Origin of the sequence: Empedobacter sp. GD03739 (assembly GCF_029843245.1) — a bacterium.
Classification (GTDB): Bacteria; Bacteroidota; Bacteroidia; order Flavobacteriales; family Weeksellaceae; genus Empedobacter; species Empedobacter falsenii_B.
Genome location: NZ_JAOCHX010000039.1, coordinates 18,911 through 27,417, shown reverse-complemented (window position 1 = coordinate 27,417; position 8,507 = coordinate 18,911). Strand labels below are relative to the sequence as shown.

Annotated in this window: 8 protein-coding genes; 5 read left to right on the top strand and 3 right to left on the bottom strand. The window is 32.9% G+C overall.

The window, feature by feature from the left end:
- The first annotated feature begins 55 nt into the window (after positions 1-55).
- Positions 56-970, top strand: coding sequence for a YafY family protein (locus N5E64_RS12160; protein ID WP_038336869.1), 915 nt, complete (start codon positions 56-58; stop codon positions 968-970).
- A gap of 34 nt (positions 971-1,004) precedes the next feature.
- Here the strand turns inward: N5E64_RS12160 and N5E64_RS12155 are convergent, their stop codons facing one another.
- Entirely contained in the window at positions 1,005-3,146 is a 2,142-nt protein-coding gene (locus N5E64_RS12155; protein WP_280037741.1) for a DNA topoisomerase 3, read from the bottom strand.
- Positions 3,147-3,469: 323 nt separating this feature from the next.
- Here N5E64_RS12155 and N5E64_RS12150 point away from each other — a divergent pair, with 323 nt between their 5' ends.
- The 4 genes from N5E64_RS12150 (at position 3,470) to N5E64_RS12135 (ending at position 6,487) form a co-directional block, all read left to right on the top strand.
- Positions 3,470-4,282, top strand: coding sequence for a MotA/TolQ/ExbB proton channel family protein (locus tag N5E64_RS12150; RefSeq protein ID WP_038336866.1), 813 nt, complete (start codon positions 3,470-3,472; stop codon positions 4,280-4,282).
- Between the two features lie 88 nt (positions 4,283-4,370).
- Positions 4,371-4,961 carry a biopolymer transporter ExbD gene (locus N5E64_RS12145; RefSeq protein ID WP_280037740.1) on the top strand — a complete coding sequence of 197 codons (591 nt, stop codon included), beginning with the start codon at positions 4,371-4,373 and terminating at the stop codon, positions 4,959-4,961.
- Positions 4,962-4,979: 18 nt separating this feature from the next.
- Positions 4,980-5,507, top strand: coding sequence for a biopolymer transporter ExbD (locus N5E64_RS12140; RefSeq protein ID WP_038336863.1), 528 nt, complete (start codon positions 4,980-4,982; stop codon positions 5,505-5,507).
- 32 nt (positions 5,508-5,539) lie between these two features.
- Positions 5,540-6,487 (top strand): hypothetical protein, encoded by a 948-nt coding sequence (locus N5E64_RS12135; protein WP_038336862.1) that lies wholly within the window; start codon positions 5,540-5,542, stop codon positions 6,485-6,487.
- A 175-nt stretch (positions 6,488-6,662) separates the two neighbouring features.
- Here the strand turns inward: N5E64_RS12135 and N5E64_RS12130 are convergent, their stop codons facing one another.
- Both N5E64_RS12130 and argB read right to left on the bottom strand, forming a co-directional pair.
- Positions 6,663-7,730: a M20 family metallo-hydrolase gene (locus N5E64_RS12130; RefSeq protein WP_125350296.1), complete on the bottom strand. Its 1,068-nt coding sequence runs from the start codon at positions 7,728-7,730 to the stop codon at positions 6,663-6,665.
- Positions 7,724-8,491 (bottom strand): acetylglutamate kinase, encoded by a 768-nt coding sequence (argB, locus tag N5E64_RS12125; RefSeq protein WP_280037739.1) that lies wholly within the window; start codon positions 8,489-8,491, stop codon positions 7,724-7,726. Before argB ends, N5E64_RS12130 begins: the two co-directional genes overlap by 7 nt.
- Positions 8,492-8,507: the final 16 nt, after the last annotated feature.

Sequence of the window (8,507 nt, the reverse complement as noted above, 5' to 3'; positions counted from 1 at the left end):
TTTTTTTTGTTTTTAATTACAGATAACTTAAGTTTGCTCAAACACTTCCAATTCAATGTCAAAACAAGGTTATATCGCGCGTTATTTCAATATTGTTCGTAAATTATCACAACAAAAATATTGTTCTTATGAAGATTTAGAGCGTTTTTTGGAAAGAGAATTTGAAATGCTTCAACTTAATGATGATACATTAGAGTTTAATTTCTCTAAACGTACATTACAGCGCGATATTCAAGAAATCAGAAATATATTGGGAATTGATATAATGTATAGTCGCAGTCAGCGTGGATATTATATTATTCAAGACGATTATAGCTCTGATTTATTTCTGAAAACTTTAGAAGAAATTAATAGTTTTTCTGCTTTGAAATTGACAAATTCGCTCGAATCTATTGTGTATTTGGAAAAAAGAAAACCAAAACGCGCCGAATTTTTACCAGATATAGTACAAGCAATTCAAGGAAAAAAGAAAATTGAATTTCATTATCAAAAATTTGGAGAGGAAAAAGAAACGATTCGTAAAGTTTCTCCAATTGCAATTAGAGAGCACAATAACCGATGGTATTTGATTGCGGATGATAAAGGAATTGTCAAAAATTTTGGTTTGGAACGAATGAATAAAGTTTTGATTCTTAGAGATAAAATTGATGATAATATCGAGTTTAATTACAATGATAAGTACAAATATTCGTTCGGGATTATTGTTCCAAGTTCAGAAAAACCAGAAAAAATAGTGCTTTCTGTGACCAAAAAACAAGCGGCCTATTTAGAATCTTTGCCTTTGCACGAATCCCAACAAATTTTAGAAACTAAAAACGATGAAGTTTTAATTGGTTTAGAACTATTTTTGACCGAAGATTTTATCAGCGAAATTCTTTCTATGAGTCGTTCAGTTACAATTATCGAACCTAAAAAATTGAAAGAAAAAGTCAAAACAATTTTGAAAGAAACGTTAGAGAAATATAATTAGCGAGTTTCGAATTTCGAAACTCGCTTTATTTTTTTTACATTTCTTCAAATTCTAAATCGAAATTCATTCCTAAAATAGCTTTACCAGTAACTTTTTCTCCATTTTCAGGATTGATTAAGCCAGCCATTTTTCCAGTTTTTTGTTTGGTTAACAAATCCAAAATTTGTTTATCAGTTAATTTTTTACCCATAAACTCGAACGGAATTTTGAATCCACATGCTGCAAAGTTTGCACAACCATAAGCGGCTTTTCCTTTGACTAATTTATGTGTTTTACATTTTGGACAAGTTGCATCTTCCAGATTAATTTCTTCTTTTGGTTTACGTTCCTTTTTAGGTTTTTCAGCTATTTGAACTGAATTCTGATGAGAAGCGATTGGTCTGAAGTAACTATTTTTTACATCAAATGTTAGTTTCGAAACCATTTCAATCAATTCTTGCTTAAATTGTTCTAATTCGTATTCACCTTTTTCAATCAAACGAAGTTTTCGTTCCCAAACACCCGTCAATTCAGGAGATTTTAATAATTCATTTTGAATGGTATCAATCAAATCAATACCAGTTTGTGTGGCGATAATATTACGTTTTTTCTTTTCTATGTATTTTCTACGAAACAAGGTTTCGATAATATTTGCACGCGTAGAAGGTCGACCAATTCCATTTTCTTTCATCAATTCGCGCATTTCTTCATCATCCACTTGTCGTCCAGCAGTTTCCATTCCTCGCAATAAAGTTGCTTCTGTATAATGTTTTGGTGGAGTTGTTTTTCCTTTGTGAATAAATGGTTCGTGAGGACCTTTTTCACCAATCTCAAAAATCGGCATTATTTTTTCCTCATCTTTTTCGTCTTCCTTTTTATCTTTTGCATAGACTTCACGCCAGCCTATTTCGAGAATTTGTTTTCCCGTAGCTTTAAAATTTATCGCAGAAAGTAGTCCATCTTTTCCTGTATTTTCAACTTTTCCTTCGACAGTTGTGTTGGCAACTTTACATTCTGGATAAAAAACAGCAATAAAACGTCGCGCAACCAAATCATAGATACGTTTTTCTTCGTTCGATAAACCTTGTGGAAAGATTTCTGTCGGAATAATAGCGTGGTGATCGGTTACTTTTGTATTATCAAAAACTGCTTTTGACATCGGAATTGGTTGTGTCATCAAAGGAGCAATCAAATTTTGATAAGCGGTTAATTTATTTAAAATTCCAGGAACTTTAGGGTGAATATCTTCCGAAAGATAAGTGGTATCAACACGAGGATAGGTCACAAATTTTTTCTCGTAAAGACTTTGTATATATTTTAAGGTATTTTCTGCCGAAAACGCATATTTTTTATTCGCTTCTACTTGTAAAGCAGTTAAATCGAATAGGCGAGGATTTTTTTCACGACCCTCTTTTACTTCGAAATCAATGATTTCAAACTCTCGATTTTTGATGAAATCTAAACCTTGTTTGGCTTTTTCTTCAGATTTTAAACGAGGTATTGTCGCATTAAACTCTACTTCTTTGAAAATCGTTTTCAATTCCCAATATTCCTCAATAATAAACGCATTGATTTCTTTTTGACGCTGTACAATCATTGCTAATGTAGGTGTTTGCACACGACCAATAGAAAGAACTGTTTTTGGCGGCGCAAATTTTTTGGTAAATAATCGTGTAGCGTTCATTCCTAGTAACCAATCGCCAATTGCACGCGCTTGTCCTGCAGAAAAAAGATTGAAATATTTTTCTCCATCTTTCAAATTATCAAAACCTTCTTTAATTGCTTCTTCTGTCAACGAAGAAATCCATAAACGCTTCATTGGCGCTTTAGCACGCGCTTTAAGTAAAACCCAACGTTGTATCAATTCTCCTTCCTGTCCAGCATCGCCACAGTTTATAATCTCGTCGACTTGATCGTTCGTGACTAATTTTTCGATGATATGAAATTGTTTCGAGACACCTTTATCTGCAATTAATTTAATTCCGAAACTTTGCGGAATCATTGGCAAATAATTAAGATCCCAGCTTTTCCACTCGGGTGTATAATCTTGCGGTTCTTTTAATGTACACAAGTGTCCGAAAGTCCAAGTGACCTGAAATCCATTTCCTTCATAGTATCCATCGTGCTTTTGATTCGCACCAATTACTTTGGCGATATCTTTAGCAACACTAGGTTTTTCGGCAATACAAACTTTCATAGCATTTATAATTATTGAAGTGCAAAAGTCAAAATAATAATTTAATTCTTAAAAAAAAATATAAATATGTATAATTATTGAATAAATTTGCGATAGGTTATTTTTTGTGGAAAGGCTGATTTTAATAAAATTATACATTGTTTAATATTAGATATATTGTTTTGATTATTTTTTAATTGTCAAATCAGTAAAAAATTCTATTGATTTCAAGTAGATTGAAAATTTAATATGATAACAACGTAAAAAATTTAGAAGAATTAAAAAATTTTCACTTAATTTACACCCACATTAATAAAAATCATAATATTTAAAAGAATTAGTAAATGGAAAAGAATGTAACAGTACCAGCTAAAACTAAAAAGGGAGGTCTTAACCCTGTGATTACTATGATCATTTTAATTGCAATCGCAATGGGGATCTTCAAGTTTGTATTTGGAGCAGAAGGTAATTTCGAAGGAGGAGATGTAGAAAAAGGTAATCCTTTAAACTTTTTAGGAATTATTCATAAAGGAGGGGTGATTATTCCATTCTTAATGTCTTTCTTCTTTATGGTAATCGTTTTCTCAATTGACCGTGTTATCGCTTTAAACAAAGCAAAAGGAACTGGATCTGCTGAGAAGTTTGTAAATGACATTCGTGCTTTATTAAACAAAAATGAAGTTAACAAAGCAATCGAATTATGTGACAAACAAAAAGGAGCTGTAGGTAACGTAGTTAAAGAAGGTTTAACAACTTACAAAGCTTTAGAAAACGACACAACGTTAAACAAAGAGCAAAAATTAGCTCAATTAGGTAAAACGTTAGAAGAAGCGACTACATTAGAAATGCCAACATTAGAGAAAAACATGACTATTATCTCTACAATTGCTTCTGTAGGTACGTTAATTGCCTTAATGGGTACAGTAATCGGTATGATTAAAGCATTCTTCGCATTAGGTGAAGGAGGAGGATCTCCAGATGCAGCTCAATTATCAGTAGGTATTGCCGAAGCCTTAATTAATACAGGTATGGGTATTGGTGCTTCTGCATTCGCTATTATTATGTATGCTTTCTTAACTTCTAAAATTGATGATTTAACATTCAAAATTGACGAAGTAGGAATGAGTATCCAACAATCTTTCTCTGCTCACAATTAATATTCAATTGACGAAGCCTTAGAAGGATAGTATAAGGACAAAATCAAACAACAAACAATTTAGAATATTAATTAATAATACAGAGAAAATGGCAAGAGTAAAACCAAAAAGAAGAGGTCCTTCGATGGACTTAACAGCTATGTCTGACATGGCTTGGCTTTTGTTAACTTTCTTTATTTTGACATCTAACTTTAGAGAACCTGAAGTTGTTCCTGTCGTAACACCAACATCTGTTTCGAACCAAAAAATGGCTGCTGAAAACATGATGATCATTAAAATTGATGGTGAAGGTAAGTTCTTATTCGGATTAGAAGAAAAAGATCGTATTCCTACATTAGAAAGAATGGGTGATAAGTACGGAGTAAAGTTTACAGATGCTGAAAAGAATGCATTCAAAAGCATAGTAGAGTTTGGTGTACCAATGAAAGAGATGAGAAATTATTTGAATCAGTCTACTGATAAACAACAATCATATCATCCTGGTATTCCATTAGATACGATACCGAACAAAAATCAAGAATTAATTGATTGGGTATTTGAAGCAAAAGAAGTGAACCCAGATATTTTCTTGGCAATTAAAGGGGATCAAAAATCTGAATATATTCAATTCAAGAATTTGATTCAACAATTGCAAATGAAAAATATGAATAAGTTCCAGTTAATTACATCTCAAGAATAATTATTAAGAAATTAGAAAATGGCACAAATAGAAAGTCACGATGACGGTGGCGGAAAGAAAGTCCGTTCCAAAAAGAATTCGACGAAAGTCGATATGGCTCCTTTGGTTGATTTAGGTTTCTTATTAATTACTTTCTTTATGTTTGCGGCGACATCGATCAAACCAAATGTAATGAACTTGAATATGCCTCCAAAAATTGACAAATTAGATCCAACTGATAAACCAGAAATAAAATTGAATAATTCTATATCAATTTTAATTGGAAAGGATAATAAGTTATTTTGGCATCAACAAGATCAGGCAGGATTAAACGGAGGAACTCTAAATGAAACTGACTACTCTAAAATTCGTGATGTTATTACAGCAGCACAAGGTAGAGCAGATAAAGATAAGTTTACTGTAATTATCAAACCTATGGATGATGCTACGTATGATAATTTAGTAACTATCTTAGATGAAATGGAAATTACAAAGTCTACTCGTTACGGAATCGTACCTGTTGCACCTTTTGAACAAAAAGTGTTCGACGAAAAAGTAGGTAAATAATTAGTTTAATTGTTAAATTTAAAAGAATTAAAATGTCAGAAAATAACAACAAACTAAAATCCTTAGACGAGATTGTATTTGAAGGTAGAAATAAAGCGTATGGAGCTTATGACATGAGAATGTCTGAGAAGAGTACATTATTGAAAGCTTTCATTCGTGGATTTATAGTAATTGCGATTTTAGCTTTTGGTCTTATTGCTTCTGCAACAGGTTTGTTTGAAAGTAAAAAGTCAGAAGACGTAGTCGTAGATGTTCAGCTTGAGGATTTGAATATTCCTGAGCCTCCAAAAGAGGAAGAAGTGGTTGAACCAGAGCCACCAAAGCCAGAGCCAGAACAAAGATATCAAGAAGAAACAGCTCAGGTTAGAGTGGTTATGCCAGAACCTAAAGCTCAGCCTAAAAAAGAAGAGCCTATTGTCGAAGTAAAGGAAATGGCCGATAAAGATTTAGGTTTAGTAGATAGAGAAGGGCCAAAATCAACAACACAAACTGGAGGTGCTAATGAAGTAAATACTAAAAAAGAAGCACCAAAGGATACACCAAGTACTCCTAATCCAGGGAAAGGTACAGAACCTGCAGCTCCATCTACAGTAACTGCTCGTACAGCGGCTGTAATGGCGGTATATCCTGGTTGTGAGAAAGATGCTGCAAAAGGTAAACAAGCTGCAACAGACTGTTTATCTAAAAAGTTATCACAAGATTTACAAGACGAGTTGCAAGATTTTGCGAATGACGCTGCTGGTCAAGGTTTATCTGGTGTAGTAGCTGCTAAACTTTCTTTCCAAATTGACACTGAAGGTAGAATCGTTGGAATTTCTCCAATGGGTGATGCTAAGTTAGGTCCTGAAGCTAAAAAAGCTTTAGAGCGTATTACACAACGTCAACAAAAAAGAGGGAAAACGATCAAACCTGCTCAAACAGAAGATGGTCGTGCTGCGAAGTTGAATTTCAACATTCCAGTTAAAATGCAAATTGAGTAAGACTTAATTTCATATATAAAAAAAGAGGCTAAAATTAATTAGCCTCTTTTTTTGTGTTTAATTTTTAGAACATATCTTTATGTTTTGCAGGTTTTAATTATCAGTTTTGATAAAATTAAAAAGCATCTTCAATTGTATGAAGATGCTTTTTCGATTATAAGAGTTTATTCTTAATTTAAAACGTAAAATCTTTTAATAAACTTGTATATCGTTCAATTCCATGTTCTATTTCGGATAAATAAATATATTCGTCTGGTGTATGAGAACGAGCTGAATCTCCAGGTCCCATTTTTACCGTTTCGAAATTCATCATTGCTTGATCCGACATTGTTGGCGAACCATATGTTGTACAACCTAATTCGATTCCTTTTTGTACAATTGGATGATTTTCTGAAATACGTGAAGAATTTAAACGCAACGAACGTGCTTTAATTTCTGCTTTTGGTAAACAACTCGAAATAATATCAACGACTTCTTGATTTGAGTACAATTCGTTTACACGACAATCTACAACCAAACGACATTCATCTGGCACAACATTGTGTTGCTTTCCTGCTTCAATTTGTGTAACCGTCATTTTAACTGGTCCTAACATATCCGAAACTCTTTCGAATTGATACGTTTTGAACCAATTCATCACATCAATCGCTTCGTAAATTGCATTTACACCTTCGTTTCTTGCAGCATGTCCAGTTTTTCCTTTTACAATTACGTCCATTACAACCAAACCACGTTCTGCAATTGCCATGTCCATTTGCGTAGGTTCTCCTACAATTCCCAAATCGATTTTTGGTAAATTAGGTAAAATACTTGCAACATTTAATTGCCCTGAACTTTCTTCTTCAGCTGTGATTGCGACAATTAGATTAAATGGTAAATCATCATTCAAAAAATTGATATAAGTGGCTAATAAACTTACCGCAGAAGCTCCTGCATCGTTACTTCCTAAACCTACTAATTTATCACCTTCGATTGTAGCTTTTAATGGATCATATGTCCAAGAAGAGCCAAATTTTACAGTGTCGTGATGAGAGTTTAATAAAATTGTTTTTTTGTTCTCATCAAAATTTGGATGAATACTCCAAACATTGTTATTCTGACGATGAGCCGTAGCACCATGATCAGTTAAAAACTTGAAAATAATATCGGCCGTTTTATCTTCTTCGCTCGAAAAAGATTGAGTTTCGATTAATTGACACAACAAATCGACAGCTTTCTTTTTGAGAACAGTTAATTCTAACATAAAATTGTTTTAATCTCTGAGTTAATGTAGCGCGCGTGCACCAAACATACATTTTTTACACCCGCATTGATTACTTTGAATGAATTGTCTAATTTTGGAATCATTCCTTCGAAAATTACACCTTCTTCTTTTAACTGCAAATATAAAGTTTCGTTAATTTTTGGAATCAATGTTGTGTCATCATTTACATCACGAAGTACGCCAATTCTATCAAAACAGAAATTTAATTCTACTTCATTTTCTTGTGACATAGCAACCGCAATTGTAGAGGCAATAGTATCTGCATTAGTATTCAACAATTGTCCATTTCCATCATGTGTAATCGCACAAACTACTGGTGTGATATTGTTATCAATTAATAATTGAAATAATTCTTTGTTGACACTTTCATGATTCAAATCTCCAACAAAACCATAATCAATAGTTTTTACAGGACGCTTAGAACCTTTGATTGCATTACCATCTGCACCAGATAATCCTAATGCATTGCATCCAAATTCTTGTAATTTAGAAACGATAGATTTGTTCAAATTTCCAGCATATAATCCTGTGACAACATCCAATGTTGGTTTGTCTGTAATGCGACGACCTTCGATCATTTTTGGTTCGATTCCCAATTGATTTAACATCTTCGAAGCACCTTTTCCTCCTCCATGAACCAAAATTTTAGGTTCTTTAATTTCGGAAAACGTTTGTAGGAATTGTTCTAAGTCTTGCTCGTTATCGATAATTCCGCCTCCTATTTTAATAATTTTCAACATTTTAATAAATATGTAA